Below are 13,952 nucleotides of genomic sequence, written 5' to 3'. Positions count from 1 at the left end.
ATCATCCGCCCTGGTCGATACTTTCGCTACACCAGCGGCGCCACGCTGCCAACGCCCGTGGGCTATATGAATGGCGAGTACACAATGATCCTTCATGATGACGATCGTCCTCTGGACCCAAAAGACCAACTCGCATTCGAGGTCAGCATTCCGGCGTTCACCCTTCACACTCCCACTTCCCTTAACTGACGTCGGGTATCACCAGTGGCCACTTGGGTAGTAGGAGACATTCAAGGCTGTAAAAAGCCGTTAAAACGTCTGCTCAAAAAGGTAGATTTTAGCTGGGACCGAGACATGCTCTGGTGCACCGGCGATCTGGTAAACCGCGGGCCTAAATGCCTAAAAACACTACGGTTTTTCTACAAACATCGCGACAACATTCGCATCGTACTGGGAAATCACGACCTGCATCTTATGGCTATCGCCGCGGGTGCGAAAAAGCTTGGGCGTCACGATACGCTAGAGCCAATTTTGCTAGCAGAAGATAGTGACGTGCTCATCGGCTGGTTGCATCAGCAACCGCTGCTATACCAAGAGCACGGATTCACGCTCGTGCACGCAGGCATTCCGCCCCAGTGGAGCGTGGATGATGCCGCTGCCCGTGCACGAGAGGTCGAGAGCGTCCTGCAAAGCCCCAACTGCACCGAGTTTTTTGCCGCCATGTACGGCAACGAACCCGCGTTATGGTCAGATGACCTTGAAGGTATGGACAGGCTGCGGGTAATCACCAACTACCTCACGCGCATGCGTTACTGCTTTGAGGACGGCCGACTGGACTTAGAAAGTAAAGGGCCGCTGAGTAACCCCGGCGGGCCTGCCGCCAAGAATCAAGCACTTGATGCTTGGTTTAACCATCCCAACCGGAAGGCAACCTACGACAGGATTTTGTTTGGCCATTGGGCGTCGCTGCAGGGAAAAACAAGTACTCCCAATGCGATTGGCCTCGATACCGGATGCGTGTGGGGTAACGCTCTAACTTTCTATTGCCTGGAAACCGGCGAGCGCGTTTCTGAGCCTTGCGCCTGCTAGACCGACCAGAAATCTGTTATCGGCAATAGCGGCTAAGAGCCCATCTGCACGACGATTGTCTGCAAAAACGGAATAATAGTGCTAGCCGCGATAATTGCTAGCAGCACTGAGTGAAGCCGCTGCGATTGCTCTAACTGAGCAAATCGCGGCTGCCAGCGGCGCTCCAGGCGCAGCTCAAAGTCTGAAAATTCAAAGCGCAAGCGCTCATCAAGATAATCCCGAGTCACCAGCTGCTCTGCGTTGTGAATAAAGGTCTCTGCCATTACCTGTGCCTGCGCGGTGGCGATCTTTTCGTCCATGCCCGCCTCGGTGAGGCGTTGGACACAGCCGAGTGTGTCGAAAGCTATTAAGGCCATTATAGAACTCCGATTCAGCATGGCCAGCTTCTCTTCGCGACGGCGATAGCTCCAGATCAATATCGTTCGTTTTCCATCTATTCCGAACAGTTCTCACCCATTACGGTCACCTAGATGTCTCGATGAAGATATAGACCGAGAAAGCCAGCCACCTCTCGCGGTGAGCAGTATTTATCCTGATTCAGGGACATTACTATCATCCCCCATGCCCTGCCCCTGCTAAAATCCCCGTCATGAAAACCTACCTGGTCGGCGGCGCCGTTCGCGATGAACTCCTCGGATATCCTGTGAAAGAGCGGGACTGGGTGGTGGTCGGCGCTGTACCACAGGAGCTACTCGACCTGGGCTACACCCAAGTCGGCAAAGATTTTCCGGTATTTCTCCACCCAAAGACGAAAGAGGAATACGCCCTCGCCCGCACCGAACGTAAAAAAGGTCATGGCTACACTGGCTTCGTAACTCATTACGATCCCGACGTCACACTGGAAGAAGACCTCCTGCGGCGGGACCTCACCGTCAACGCCATCGCTCGTGATAATGATGATTCGCTAATCGACCCCTACGGCGGTTCCAAAGATCTAAACGACCGTGTGCTCCGCCACGTATCAGCCGCCTTCACGGAAGACCCCCTCCGGGTACTCCGCGTCGCGCGCTTTGCTGCTCGCTACGCGCATCTCGGCTTTACCGTTGCTCAAGAGACGAAAAACCTGATGAGCGAAATCGTCGCAGCCGACGAACTTGAATACCTGCCCGTAGAGCGCATTTGGGTGGAGACTGAGCGCGCGCTTCGCGAACGCGATCCGCAGGTCTTTGTTGAGGTGCTCAGGCAGTGTGGCGCTCTCAAAGCGCTTTTACCCGAAGTCGACGACCTATTCGGTGTTCCCCAAAAAGCCACCTATCACCCCGAGATCGATACTGGCGTACACATCTTGATGGTCCTAAAACAGGCGGCGCTGCTCTCGCGAGGACACAAAGCAGAAGATGCTGCCGGTACGCTGCCCGAAGGACCGGTTGAGCAAGTCGAGTCCGGCAATAGCCAGGTTGTGTTCGCGGCGCTAACCCACGATTTGGGTAAGGGCATAACGCCGGATGACGTGCTCCCCAGCCATAGAGGTCACGAGCGCGCTGGATTGCCGCTGGTTGAGGATGTCTGCGCGCGCTTTAAGGTACCGAATGCCCACCGACAACTGGCGCTCACGGTCTGTGAGTACCACTTGCATATGCACCGAGCTCGGGAGCTTCGCGGAGAAACCTTACTCAAACTTCTGGAAGCTACCGGTGCGCTGCGACAACCAGAGCGTTTTGAAAACTACCTTTTGGCCTGTGAGGCGGACTCGCGCGGCCGAGAAGGTCATGAAGACAGAGACTATCCCCAGGCGGGCTATCTACGAAAAGCTCGGGACATCGCGAACGCGGTCACCGTTGCCGGCTTACAAAAGGCAGATTCCGAAAACGCTAAACTTGAAGGTAAAGCGATTGGCGAGGCACTCCGTCAGGAACGCATAAAGAGGCTTAACCAGCTGCGAGACGATTACGCTTCCAGTGACACGGCCTGAAGTGGCTGCGCCGCCGCATCATACGCATTCCAAAGGTCGCGATAGGTACGGCCGTTAACCGGATGACGATCATCAGGCGCTAGCTCTGCCAGGGGGCGCAGCACAAAGGCGTTTTCAAGGATTTCTCCTCGCGGCAGTACAACCCCATCAACCACACCACTGAGATCGCCGTAAATCAATATATCGATATCCAAAGATCTTGGACTGTTTCGAGAAGCATTTTGAGGTCGCCCATGGGCATATTCTATGGCTCGCAACGCGGCTTGAAGCTCTCCCACGCTAAGGGATGTGCTGGCCTCTACCACCAAATTCCAAAACGGCGCGCCGTTAAACCCAATGGCAGCACCCTCATAAACAGGTGACAGACGCAGCGGCCCTAAAAGAGACTCAAGCTCCCCTAAACCGAGGGTCAGATAGCGCTGCGGCTCAATATTGCTGCCAAGACCCAAAAACAATTGCGTCATGCCGGTCTAGACCCCCGCTCGATTAACACGCCGACATCGACAGCCTCAGTAACAGCACCGGGTTTACACACACGAAGGCGTAACCAAGGGACAGAAAACTCCCGCATGACGAGCTCCGCCAGCTCCGTCGCCATTTTTTCGATAAGCTCAAAACTGCTCTCTGCGGCAAACTCCCGAAGCCGAGTGGCGACGGCCGAGTAGTCCAGGGCGTCGGTCACATCATCGCTGGCACCCGCCGGTGCGATATCCCAAGCCATTTCCAAATCCACCAACAGTTCCTGGCGGACCTCACGCTCCCAGCCATACACACCGATAATCGTCGGGAGTTTCAGGCCGCGGATAAATACGATGTCGCTCACAGTTGATCGACCGCCTGCGGCGCGATCGGTGGCAACTCAGTCATGGGCCAACGGGGCCGAACCTGAACTTCCGCCCCATCGACCTGTCCGGCCGCCAAGCGCTGCGCGCCGGCATACGCAATCATGGCGCCGTTATCCGTACAAAACTGGGGCGCTGGGTAAAACACCTCGGCCCCTCGTTTACCCAGTATCTCTGCCAACTGCTGACGAAGGTTTCGGTTAGCGCTGACACCGCCTGCCATGACCAGGCGATCGAGGCCCTCCTGCTCAAGCGCACGACGGCATTTAATCACCAGCGTGGATACAACAGCCTCCTCGAAGGCACGGGCTATGTCTGCTTTGTCCTGATCGCTTAGGGGCCCCTGTTCTTCAAGCCCCCTAACTGTGGTCAAAGTATGGGTTTTGAGGCCACTAAAAGAAAAGTCCAAGCCCGGATGCTTGATCATCGGCCGCGGAAAAGTAAATCGATCGGTGCTGCCGTCCTCGGCAATTCGAGCGATCTGCGGTCCACCTGGGTAAGGCAAACCGAGCATTTTCGCTGCCTTGTCAAAAGCCTCTCCCGCAGCGTCATCCAGCGATTCGCCCAGCAAACGGTATTCACCAATCCCGTCCACCCGAACCAGCTGGGTATGACCGCCTGACACCAGAAGCGCCACAAACGGAAACTCCGGACGCTCCTCTTCCAACATGGGCGCCAGCAGATGTCCCTCCATATGGTGCACGCCAAGTGCCGGAACCCCCCAGCCCAGGGCCAAAGAGCGAGCCATGGTCGCGCCCACCATTAAGGCGCCTACCAGCCCGGGACCGGCGGTATAAGCCACCGCATCGACATCAGAGGTCTGAAAGCCTGCTTGATTGAGCACTTCCTGCACCAAAGGCAGGGTTTTGCGCACATGGTCTCGTGACGCAAGCTCGGGCACTACACCACCGTATTCGCGATGAACCTCTATTTGGCTGTACAGCGTATGCGCAAGGAGGCCGCGCTCCGTGCTATACAGCGCCACGCCGGTCTCATCGCAAGAGGTTTCAATGCCGAGAACATTCATGATTAGGTCCTATTTCGCGCCAAAACCTCCAGGTTGAGACGCGGGAGGCGCAAGTCTAATGAATCCGCGCAGCCTGTGACAGGCCAGACGCCCCAAGAGACAGTTGCGATGGCAAAAAAACTGGCATTACTGACCTTTGCAAATCCCTTTAGCTGCGTATAGAATGCGCGCCCTCGCGCTGGTGGGCGATGTGTTTTCGTTCCCGGCAGGTATAGATAGGACAGGATTTAGATGCCCCACATCAAGGTAAAAGAAAACGAGCCATTTGACGTCGCTCTGCGTCGTTTTAAGCGCTCTTGCGAGAAAGCTGGTGTACTTTCAGAAGTACGTCGTCGTGAGCATTACGAGAAGCCAACGACTGTACGTAAGCGTGCAGCAGCAGCGGCCGTAAAGCGTCACCTTAAGAAGATGTCTCGCGAGAACCGTAAGCGCGTACGCCTGTACTAGTATTTCCCCGAACTACGACCCCGCTGAGGCATTCGGCCTCAGCAAAGCGCAGGCATTATGAGCGAATCGACCGTTACTCCTTCAGAAACTCAAGCCGCTATTAAGGCTGCTATGAAGGAAGCAATGAAGAGTCGCGATAAAGAGCGGCTAGCGACCATTCGCCTCATGCAGGCAGAATTTAAGCGTATTGAAGTCGACGAGCGCATCGTTTTGGATGAAGCGCGCGTTATCGCTGTACTCGACAAAATGCTCAAGCAGCGCCGGGATTCCCAAAAGCAATATGAAGATGCGGGCCGCGATGATTTAGCGAGCCAGGAAGCTTCTGAAATTGTGGTCATCCAGGAATACCTCCCACAGCAGCTCAGCGACGAAGAGCTCGACACCATTATCGATGGCGCAATTGCAGCGGCGGATGGTTCGGGCATGCAAGCCATGGGAGCCGTTATGGGCCAACTTAAGCCCCAACTCCAAGGCCGTGCAGACATGGGCGCAGTCAGCCAAAAAGTCAAAGCTCGTCTCGCTGGGTAGAGCGGGACTTCCACCCGGACGTTGCCCCTTCTGGCATAATCCGGGCTTCAATAGTCTGCCTTGCTATGGGGCAAAAGACTGATCGTGGCCGGACGAATACCTCAAAGCTTTATAGATGACCTGCTAGATCGCGTCGACATTGTTGACGTGATTGATAGGCGCGTAAAACTCAAAAAAACCGGCAAGAACTTCAGCGCGCGATGCCCTTTTCACGATGAAAAGTCCCCCTCTTTTAGCGTTAACCCCGAAAAACAGTTTTATTACTGTTTTGGCTGTGGCGCGGGCGGTAACGCGCTCGGGTTCATCATGGACTACGAGAACATCGACTTCCCCCAGGCCGTAGAAAACCTGGCCACGGGCGCAGGACTTGAGGTCGTCCGAGAAGAATCAAGAGGCCAAGCTGGCTCTCCCCAAGGTGAATCGCCGAACAAGCCGCTCTACGAACTCATGGAACGATCCGCCTCTTTTTACAAAGATGCCCTCAAACAGCATCCGGATAGACAGCCCGCTATTGATTACCTCAAGAATCGCGGCCTTACCGGTGTGGTGGCACGAGACTTTGGACTGGGAGTCGCGCCACCGGGGTGGGACAACCTACTCAAATTTTTAGGTGATAGCGAAGGCACAGAAGAGCGTGCCATTACCGCCGGAATGCTCGTCAAGAATGACAAGGGACGAATTTATGACCGATTCCGTGACCGGATTGTTTTTCCCATACGAGACCGTCGCGGGCGTGTCATTGCCTTTGGCGGAAGGGTTTTGGGCGATGACAAACCCAAGTATCTGAACTCCCCCGAATCGCCGATTTTTCATAAAGGCAGAGAGCTTTACGGGCTTTATGAGGCCCGTCGGGCGAACCGCAAACTCGAACGCATTATCGTGGTCGAGGGCTACATGGACGTCATCGCTTTGGCGCAGGCTGGCATAAGTTACGCCGTTGCGACGCTGGGTACCGCGACCAGTACAGAGCATTTGGAGCGGATCTTCCGGGTCGTTCCCGAAGTTGTGTTCTGTTTTGACGGTGATGAAGCCGGACGTAAAGCCGCCGAGCGCGCTCTTCACAACACTTTGCCGACCATGGCCGACGGCCGACAAGCTCGTTTTTTGTTTTTGCGCGAGGGTGAAGACCCAGATTCATTGGTACGTAAAGACGGCACTCAGGTCTTTCTGGATTTGGTGCAGGCCGCCGTGCCGCTCGAGGAATTCCTGTTTCAAAGCCAGGCTGCCGGGCTCGATACAGGCACCATGGAAGGCCGTGCCAGCCTGTCCAAACGGGCACTTCCTCTCATTCGCATACTGCCCGACGGTGTTTACAAGGAACTGATGTTCCAATCCCTTGCCCAGCGCACGGGTCTAGAGCTCGCGAGTCTCATGAAACTGGAACTTCCGCCCCCAGAGCCACCTCCCGTTGAAAACGCTCCGAACTATGACGCTGCTTATGGCGGAAGCTCGGGCAGCGGCCAGGCTGCAAATTACGACCCGGGGCACGACAACGGCTACTTTGCCTCCATGGACGACGCACCACCGCCCGATGAGGGCAGCTGGGGACCGGTCGACGATGAGCAGGGACCACGACAACGGAGTCCCCTGGATGCAGCGCCGGGGGCGCACGCCACGCTGACGCAAGCAGCAATTGCACTGCTTTTACACAAACCCGCTGTTGCGGCCTTGGCTGATGCTCACGCCCTATCTGCCCTCTCGGGTCGTGAAGGCGATCTGCTCAAAGCGATCATAGAGCTACTCCAAAAACGACCCGAATCCAGCACCGGCATGCTGTTAGGGCACTGGCATGGCAGCAGTGAGGGTGAGTTATTGGCAGAACTTGCGGGACAGGAAAGACTGATCCCCACCGAAGGTATCGAAGCTCAGTTTCAGGACATTATTCGTCGGTTGACCTCGCTTCCCCTGCGGCAACGGATCGTGGAAGAAATCAGCGGGCTTAAAAGTCGCCCCTATGCCCAGCTCACTGCCGACGATAAAGCACGACTTCCTGAGCTCCTGCGTGCCCTCCGTGATCTTGATACCCGCAGCGGCCCGACGGGTCAGTAATCACCTGCTATCGACCGACACCAAACGAATTCGAATCCACCATTTGTAAGCAATTTGTCCGACTTTGTGCTAAACTGGCGGGCTGACTTTTACTGTTTTATCACGTCCGTCCTGAAAGGGTCGGCCAAACCCAAGCAAGGTACCGAATGAACGACGCCGTTACACAGCAATCGCGTTTGAAGTCCCTGATTGCCAAAGGAAAAGAGCAAGGTTACCTGACCTACGCTGAGGTCAACGACCATCTTCCCGAGGATATCTCCGATCCGGATCAGGTCGAAGACATCATCCAAATGATCAACGACATGGGTATCCAGGTCTTTGAACAGGCCCCGGATGCCGATGACCTTATTCTCACTGATGGTGATGGCTCTGCTGACGACATCGCCGCCGCAGAAGCAGCAGCGGCTCTGGCTGCCGTTGAGACTGAAGCTGGCAGGACTACTGACCCCGTTCGCATGTACATGCGTGAGATGGGTACCGTCGAGCTGCTGACTCGAGAAGGCGAAATCGTAATCGCCAAACGCATCGAAGAAGGCATCAGAGAGCTCATGGCTGCCCTGGCCTTCTACCCGGGTGCTGTGAAATCCGTGCTCGATGATTACGCATTAGTCGCCAAAGAAGAGAAGAAGCTCGCCGATATCCTGGTTGGCTACCTCAATCCGGCTGATCACGTGCCTTCGGCGCAGCAGATCGCTGAGCAGCAGGCTGCGAAAGCCGCGGGTAACACCGACGACGAAGATGATGCGCCCACAGGACCAGATCCAGTAGAGGCCAAAAAGCGCTTTACTGCTCTTAAGCGTCAGTTCAACAAGACCGAGAAAGTTCTCACAGAGAAAGGTCGTCAGGACAAAGCCGCCATCAAAGAGATGGAGAAGCTGGGCGAAATCTTCAAGTTCTTCAAGTTCACCCCAAAAGTTTTTGATCCGCTGAACGACGAAGCGCGATCAGCGCTGTCTGGCGTTCGTGAGCAAGAGCGCGAAATCATGCGCCTTGTGGTCCGTCGCTGCCAGATGCCCCGCAAGGAATTCATCACTTCGTTTCAGGGCAATGAGTCCAATGCCAAGTGGCTGTCTCGTCACACACGCAAGAAAGATTACGGCCCCAAGCTCAACGCTCACAAAGAAGAGATCCACAGAGCGCAGCGCCAAATCGGCCAGATCGAAGAAGCAACAGGCCTCACGGTCACCGAGATCAAAGAGATCAACCGTCGCATGTCCATGGGCGAAGCACGTGCTCGTCGCGCCAAGAAAGAAATGGTCGAGGCCAACCTGCGTCTCGTAATTTCGATCGCGAAGAAGTACACCAACCGTGGTCTTCAGTTCCTCGACCTGATCCAGGAAGGCAATATCGGCCTGATGAAGGCGGTCGATAAGTTTGAGTATCGTCGTGGTTACAAGTTCTCGACCTACGCTACCTGGTGGATTCGTCAGGCGATCACCCGGTCTATTGCAGACCAGGCGCGCACCATTCGTATTCCGGTGCATATGATCGAGACCATCAACAAGCTCAACCGTATTTCTCGGCAGATGCTCCAGGAGATGGGGCGTGAGCCAACTCCCGAAGAGCTTGGCGAGCGTATGGAAATGCCCGAAGACAAGGTTCGTAAAGTCCTTAAGATCGCTAAAGAGCCGATTTCAATGGAGACACCCATCGGCGATGACGAAGATTCGCATCTGGGTGACTTTATTGAAGACCAAACCATCCATTCGCCTATTGATTCGGCGACGGGGCAAGGTCTTCAGGAGGCAACCAAGGATGTACTTGGCGGCCTAACCGCTCGAGAGGCAAAAGTACTGCGTATGCGCTTTGGTATTGATATGAATACTGACCATACCCTCGAGGAGGTTGGTAAGCAGTTTGATGTAACGCGAGAGCGTATTCGTCAAATCGAAGCGAAGGCGCTCCGCAAGCTGCGTCATCCTACGCGTTCAGACTACCTCCGCAGCTTTTTGGATGAGAGTTCCTGATCACCAAAACAAAAAGCAAAACGCCCTCCTAGCAGGGCGTTTTTTTTGCCTGCAAAACAGCCGTTGTCAGCAGTCCAACGAGCGTACTATGAGGCATTCGTGCACGGCTGCGACGGGCGTGTAAACTAAGCTGAAACGCACCTCAAAGAGCCTCATCCATGACAAAGAACGTTTTGGAGCGTAGAACCCTGTTAAAGCTAGGCAGCACCGCAGCGGTAACAGCGTTAATTAGCGCTGCTGCGCCACCGCTATTGGCCGCGAGTGCAGCGAGTCAGAAAGCCGGACAATTTCAGCACCTCGATAAAACTCTGGCATTAACGCTTGAGGCCATCACGGCGCGCATTCTCCCCACTACCGACACGCCGGGCGCACGAGAAGCCGGGGCTATATGGTTTATCGACACTATGAGCGGCGGTCCCCTCGCATCCGTGATACCGGATTTGCGGGTAGGTGCCCAGGAACTGAATAGTGCGTCGGGGGGCGATTTCACCAAGTTGCCCGAGGCCGAGCAGGACGCACAGCTACGCGCAATCGAGAACAGTGACTTTTTTGGACTTATGCATATGCTCACGTTAGCGGGCACCTTCACGATGAGCCGCTACGGCGGCAACCGTGGTGAGGTTGGCTGGGACATTCTGGGTTTCGAGCGACGCCATCACTGGCAGGTACCCTTTGGCTATTACGATGCCCAGGTGCACGAATCTTCGGAGACCGCCCAATGATGCCGGACTATCGAGACACCGTGGTGGACTTTGTCATAGTAGGGTCCGGCGCAGCAGGCGGGGTACTCGCCCGGGAGTTATCCCAAGCCGGGCACAGCGTGGTGGTAATGGAGCAAGGCCCCTACCGAACTGCTGCGGACTTTACTCACGACGAGTGGTCCGTAATGTTTGAGCAGCATTTCAGCGGTCAATCTGTGGGCGACAGGCAAACATTCAGGCATCGGGAGGGAGAGACCGCCAACGAACGATTCCTGGAGCCGGAACCTGCCTACTATGCTCGGGGCGTGGGCGGCAGCACCGCACACTTCTCTGGTAACTATTGGCGCTTGCGTCCTATCGACTTTAAAGAACACAGTCTGGTAGGAGATATACCCGACGCTACCCTGGCCGATTGGCCCATCAGCTACGAAGAGCTTGAACCGTGGTACAGCATGGCAGAGTGGGAGATTGGAGTATCCGGTGCTCCCGGCCCTAATGATCCGCCTCGATCTCGCCCCTTTCCATTACCGCCTATGCCTATTAAGTCCGCCGGCGTGCTTTTCGAAAAAGGCACCAAGGCCATCGGCATGACATCACAGGTCGCCCCCGTCGCCATCCTCTCACAGCCTTATCGTGGGCGACCCGCTTGCGTTAACTGCGGCTGGTGCATTGGTTTTGGCTGTGAAATGAATGCAAAGTCCTCGACCCTCGCAACCATGATCCCGGAAGCGGAGCGCACCGGAAACTGCGAGATACGCCCCCTGTCCACCGTCGCCCGGGTAGACGTAGACGAGCAAGACCGCGCCCGGGGCGTAGTGTACTTTGATGCCGATGGCAACGAGCATTACCAAAAAGCGCGCAGCGTTGTACTTGCCGCCAACGGCGCAGAGACACCCCGCCTGTTACTCATGTCGGCTACTGACAAACATCCGAACGGGCTGGCAAACAGCAGTGGCATGGTGGGTAAAAACCTGATGTTCAATGCTCACAGCATTGCTTATGGCGCTTTCGAGCATCCGCTGAATGAATACAAAGGAATACAGTGCACCCGCATAGCGCTGGATTACTACGATAGCGACCCCAAGCGAGGGTTCTATGGCGGCGGGGCACTCGATTCGAGACCCTATCTAAATGGCTACCCGCTGTTGTTTGCCTTACAAGGAGCGCCCACAGACGGGCGTCGCTGGGGCGCCGACTACAAAGCGACGCTGGAACACACCTTTACTCGCAACATGGCCGTAACGACCGCTGCCACTTCACTGCCCATGCTTCGCAACAACATCACACTGGACCCCGAGCATAAAGATGCCTTCGGGCGACCGGCATTGCGGGTAACCTATGCTGACCATCCGGACGATCTTGCCATGACTGGCTTTATGCAGGAAAAGGCGCTCGCCGTACTCGATGGGGCAGGCGCGCAAAAAACCTGGCATTCAGAAATCGGCGAAGAGTCGGTGGGAGCTCACCTTTTAGGCACCTGCCGTATGGGCAATGATCCGCAGACTTCCGTTGTAGATCGCTGGCACCGCAGCCACGATATCGCAAACCTGTTCATATGCGATGGCAGCTCTATGGTGACCTCTGGCCGAGGTCAGCCTACGCTCACAATTCAGGCTCTCGCATTTCGTGCCGCCGACTTCATGAAGAAAGCAGCCCGAAGCAACATGATCGTTTCAAGCTGGTAAACCGTATTCTGACGGTATAAGGCAACTGACACACGATAATAAGGAATTCCCATGCAGCAGCTCAGTGGACTCGACGCGTCGTTTTTATACCTGGAAACACCTAATTCCCCGATGCACATCTCCGGTTTGTATATCTATACTCAAGAGACCGCTCCGGAAGGAATGGTGCGCTTTAAACAGATCCTCGAAGGGACAGCAAACCGCGTCAAGGGTATCCCCAGTCTCACCCGCAGGCTAAAAGAGGTGCCGCTGGGTCTCGATCACCCGTATTGGATTGATGAGGGTGATTTTGATCCCGAGTTTCATATTCGCCACGTTGCCCTCCCTGCTCCCGGGGATTGGCGTCAGCTTTGTATTCTCATTTCGCGCATTCACGCTCGGCCCCTTGATCGTTCCCGGCCACTCTGGGAGATGTACGTTATTGAAGGTCTCGATAACGTAGAAGGCTACCCCAAAGGCTGTTTCGCCCTGTTCACCAAAATGCACCACGCGGCAGTCGATGGCGCCTCCGGCATGGAGATCACCGCAGCCATCCACGACTTAAAAGCAGACGCAAAGGTTGAGCCAAAGTCGGTTATCTCCCGTCCCGATAAAGACCCAAGCACCTTGGGGCTGCTCACTCGCGCACAAATGAACGGTCTGCGACAGCCACTCAGGTTTATCTCAGTTGCTCGCAATACCGTGCCGGGCTTTGCCAAGGTGTTTATGCAATTGCGCAGAGGTGATTTGCAGCGAGTCGCTAGCGTCCCTCGAGTGCGCTTCAATGGCACCGTATCGGCCTACCGTGTCTTTAACGCCGTGAGCCTGCCGCTTGAGGATGTAAAAGCGATTAAAAACGCTATCCCAGACGCGACGGTAAACGATGTCGCGCTGACCATTGTGGGCGGGGCGATGCGCAAATACCTTGAAGCGCACAGCGAGCTGCCGGATCAGTCGCTAGTAGCTATGGCACCCGTCAACGTTCGGGATACAAAGGAAAAAGGCACCGGTGGAAACATCGTATCCACCATGGCGGTGAAGATCCGCAGTGATGTTGCTGACGCTCGAGAGCGCCTCATCGCGGTAAACGAAGGCACTCAAACCGCCAAGGAATACACCAACGCGGTCGGCGCTAAAACAATGACCGATTACTCACAGTTCATCCCAAGTACACTCACTGCGCAAGCAGCACGCTTGGCAAGTCGCTGGGGCCTGGTCAATCAGATCAATCCTATCTATAACTGCGTGATTACCAACGTACCGGGCCCTCAAGTACCCTTGTACAACACGGGTGCTCGCATGCTTTCGAATTTTGGAACGGGCCCCGTAGCCGATGGAGTCGGCCTTTTTCACGTCATCAGCAGCTACTGCGGCGAGTTCAGCATCTCGGCAACGAGCTGTCGAGAAATGATGCCGGATCCGGACTTCTACCGTGAGTGCCTCTTGGAGAGCTTCGAAGAGCTTCGAGATGCAACGGTTGTACGTGAAACACCCAAGCGCCGTGCAAAGACAAAAGCGAAGGCCGTACCCAAGCGCAAAGCCGCGCAAAAGACTCGGGCAAAGGCGAAGCCGAAGAACCCTATGAAATCCAAACCTGCTAGAAAACGCGCCTAAAGCAAACCACTAGTCGCCCTCATCACCGAGGGCCGGCTTTTGAAATATGAGGACATGCTGCTGCGGCAGATAGTCCTCAGTTGCGACCCAGTCCAAACCGATAGCTTGCATCTCCAGACGCACCTGCTCTTCACTCATCTTGTGTAGCGTCTTAATGGGCACAGATAGATCC

At 55.4% G+C, this 13,952-nt stretch carries 14 protein-coding genes; 10 read left to right on the top strand and 4 right to left on the bottom strand.

Annotation, left to right across the window (positions count from 1 at the left end; genetic code table 11):
- Together AB8B76_RS07820 and AB8B76_RS07815 are read left to right on the top strand one after the other, a co-directional pair.
- On the top strand, positions 1-189 hold a 189-nt coding region (locus tag AB8B76_RS07820), incomplete at its 5' end, for an ApaG domain (protein ID WP_405271470.1).
- A gap of 15 nt (positions 190-204) precedes the next feature.
- Positions 205-1,029: a symmetrical bis(5'-nucleosyl)-tetraphosphatase gene (locus AB8B76_RS07815; protein WP_405271469.1), complete on the top strand. Its 825-nt coding sequence runs from the start codon at positions 205-207 to the stop codon at positions 1,027-1,029.
- Positions 1,030-1,061: 32 nt separating this feature from the next.
- Here AB8B76_RS07815 and AB8B76_RS07810 read toward each other — a convergent pair whose 3' ends face one another.
- Positions 1,062-1,385, bottom strand: coding sequence for a hypothetical protein (locus AB8B76_RS07810; RefSeq protein ID WP_405271468.1), 324 nt, complete (start codon positions 1,383-1,385; stop codon positions 1,062-1,064).
- 233 nt (positions 1,386-1,618) lie between these two features.
- On the opposite strand from AB8B76_RS07810, the gene AB8B76_RS07805 reads away from it, so the two are divergent.
- A complete protein-coding gene (locus tag AB8B76_RS07805) occupies positions 1,619-2,941 on the top strand; it encodes a multifunctional CCA addition/repair protein (protein WP_405271467.1) in 1,323 nt (440 codons plus the stop codon).
- Here the strand turns inward: AB8B76_RS07805 and folK are convergent.
- From folK to tsaD, 3 genes are read right to left on the bottom strand one after another with little or no spacing between them, the layout of a single operon-like run.
- A complete protein-coding gene (folK, locus tag AB8B76_RS07800) occupies positions 2,917-3,405 on the bottom strand; it encodes a 2-amino-4-hydroxy-6-hydroxymethyldihydropteridine diphosphokinase (protein ID WP_405271466.1) in 489 nt (162 codons plus the stop codon). The genes AB8B76_RS07805 and folK overlap by 25 nt on opposite strands.
- A complete protein-coding gene (folB, locus tag AB8B76_RS07795) occupies positions 3,402-3,764 on the bottom strand; it encodes a dihydroneopterin aldolase (protein ID WP_405271465.1) in 363 nt (120 codons plus the stop codon). The genes folK and folB overlap by 4 nt, the downstream gene beginning before the upstream one ends.
- Positions 3,761-4,810, bottom strand: a complete 1,050-nt coding sequence (gene tsaD / locus AB8B76_RS07790; protein WP_405271464.1) for a tRNA (adenosine(37)-N6)-threonylcarbamoyltransferase complex transferase subunit TsaD — start codon at positions 4,808-4,810, stop codon at positions 3,761-3,763. The genes folB and tsaD overlap by 4 nt, the downstream gene beginning before the upstream one ends.
- 231 nt (positions 4,811-5,041) lie before the next feature.
- Between tsaD and rpsU the strand changes: the two genes are divergently transcribed.
- The 7 genes from rpsU to AB8B76_RS07755 all read left to right on the top strand — a co-directional run bounded on the left by rpsU (position 5,042) and on the right by AB8B76_RS07755 (position 13,780).
- A complete protein-coding gene (gene rpsU / locus AB8B76_RS07785) occupies positions 5,042-5,257 on the top strand; it encodes a 30S ribosomal protein S21 (protein WP_009025337.1) in 216 nt (71 codons plus the stop codon).
- Between the two features lie 57 nt (positions 5,258-5,314).
- On the top strand, positions 5,315-5,785 hold the full coding sequence (locus AB8B76_RS07780; RefSeq protein ID WP_405271463.1) for a GatB/YqeY domain-containing protein: 471 nt from the start codon (positions 5,315-5,317) through the stop codon (positions 5,783-5,785).
- Positions 5,786-5,869: 84 nt separating this feature from the next.
- Positions 5,870-7,834 carry a DNA primase gene (dnaG, locus tag AB8B76_RS07775; RefSeq protein WP_405271462.1) on the top strand — a complete coding sequence of 655 codons (1,965 nt, stop codon included), beginning with the start codon at positions 5,870-5,872 and terminating at the stop codon, positions 7,832-7,834.
- Positions 7,835-7,980: 146 nt separating this feature from the next.
- A complete protein-coding gene (gene rpoD / locus AB8B76_RS07770; RefSeq protein ID WP_405271461.1) occupies positions 7,981-9,801 on the top strand; it encodes an RNA polymerase sigma factor RpoD in 1,821 nt (606 codons plus the stop codon).
- Between the two features lie 158 nt (positions 9,802-9,959).
- A complete protein-coding gene (locus AB8B76_RS07765; RefSeq protein ID WP_405271460.1) occupies positions 9,960-10,523 on the top strand; it encodes a gluconate 2-dehydrogenase subunit 3 family protein in 564 nt (187 codons plus the stop codon).
- Positions 10,520-12,187 carry a GMC family oxidoreductase gene (locus AB8B76_RS07760; RefSeq protein WP_405271459.1) on the top strand — a complete coding sequence of 556 codons (1,668 nt, stop codon included), beginning with the start codon at positions 10,520-10,522 and terminating at the stop codon, positions 12,185-12,187. Before AB8B76_RS07765 ends, AB8B76_RS07760 begins: the two co-directional genes overlap by 4 nt.
- A gap of 51 nt (positions 12,188-12,238) precedes the next feature.
- Entirely contained in the window at positions 12,239-13,780 is a 1,542-nt protein-coding gene (locus AB8B76_RS07755) for a WS/DGAT/MGAT family O-acyltransferase (protein WP_405271458.1), read from the top strand.
- The last annotated feature ends 172 nt before the right edge of the window (positions 13,781-13,952 follow it).

The sequence above is a fragment of the Congregibacter sp. genome, assembly GCF_045107095.1.
Classification (GTDB): Bacteria; Pseudomonadota; Gammaproteobacteria; order Pseudomonadales; family Halieaceae; genus Congregibacter.
Note: the sequence above shows the minus strand (reverse complement) of the source record. Positions and strands in the feature narration are given on the sequence as shown.

Coding starts and splice junctions, on each gene's coding strand:
- AB8B76_RS07810 (WP_405271468.1), bottom strand. CDS start 1,385: ATGGCCTTAATAGCTTTCGACACACTCGGCTGTGTCCAACGCCTCACC.
- AB8B76_RS07805 (WP_405271467.1), top strand. CDS start 1,619: ATGAAAACCTACCTGGTCGGCGGCGCCGTTCGCGATGAACTCCTCGGA.
- folK (WP_405271466.1), bottom strand. CDS start 3,405: ATGACGCAATTGTTTTTGGGTCTTGGCAGCAATATTGAGCCGCAGCGC.
- tsaD (WP_405271464.1), bottom strand. CDS start 4,810: ATGAATGTTCTCGGCATTGAAACCTCTTGCGATGAGACCGGCGTGGCG.
- rpsU (WP_009025337.1), top strand. CDS start 5,042: ATGCCCCACATCAAGGTAAAAGAAAACGAGCCATTTGACGTCGCTCTG.
- AB8B76_RS07780 (WP_405271463.1), top strand. CDS start 5,315: ATGAGCGAATCGACCGTTACTCCTTCAGAAACTCAAGCCGCTATTAAG.
- rpoD (WP_405271461.1), top strand. CDS start 7,981: ATGAACGACGCCGTTACACAGCAATCGCGTTTGAAGTCCCTGATTGCC.
- AB8B76_RS07765 (WP_405271460.1), top strand. CDS start 9,960: ATGACAAAGAACGTTTTGGAGCGTAGAACCCTGTTAAAGCTAGGCAGC.
- AB8B76_RS07760 (WP_405271459.1), top strand. CDS start 10,520: ATGATGCCGGACTATCGAGACACCGTGGTGGACTTTGTCATAGTAGGG.
- AB8B76_RS07755 (WP_405271458.1), top strand. CDS start 12,239: ATGCAGCAGCTCAGTGGACTCGACGCGTCGTTTTTATACCTGGAAACA.